General features: G+C 76.4%; 1 protein-coding gene. It reads right to left on the bottom strand.

Annotation, left to right across the window (positions count from 1 at the left end; all coding sequences use genetic code 11):
* A partial coding sequence (locus AC0IWM_RS24000; RefSeq protein WP_471759191.1) for a transglutaminase family protein occupies window positions 1-233 on the bottom strand: 233 nt, incomplete at both ends.

Raw genomic sequence — 233 nt, 5'->3', positions numbered from 1 at the left:
AGACAGGGGCAGGCGGTAGCCCACCGGCGAGTCCCCCGGCGTCAGGACGGCGGGGCCGCGCCGGCACTCCCAGGGCTCCGAGATCCCGAGCCGCTCGGAATCGCCGTCCTTGCCGACCGGCAGGCTCGCCAGCGGCCGGGCATAGCCCGCAGCTTCCCCGAGGCCGCGGGCGAACACCCGCGCCCTCCGCGCATTCGCCTCCGGGTTGGGGTAGCGCGGCTCGGACGTCGTGA

The organism is Methylobacterium sp. AC433, assembly GCF_979253015.1.
The sequence above is the reverse complement of the archived record's forward strand: the minus strand, read 5'-3'. Positions and strand labels throughout refer to the sequence as shown.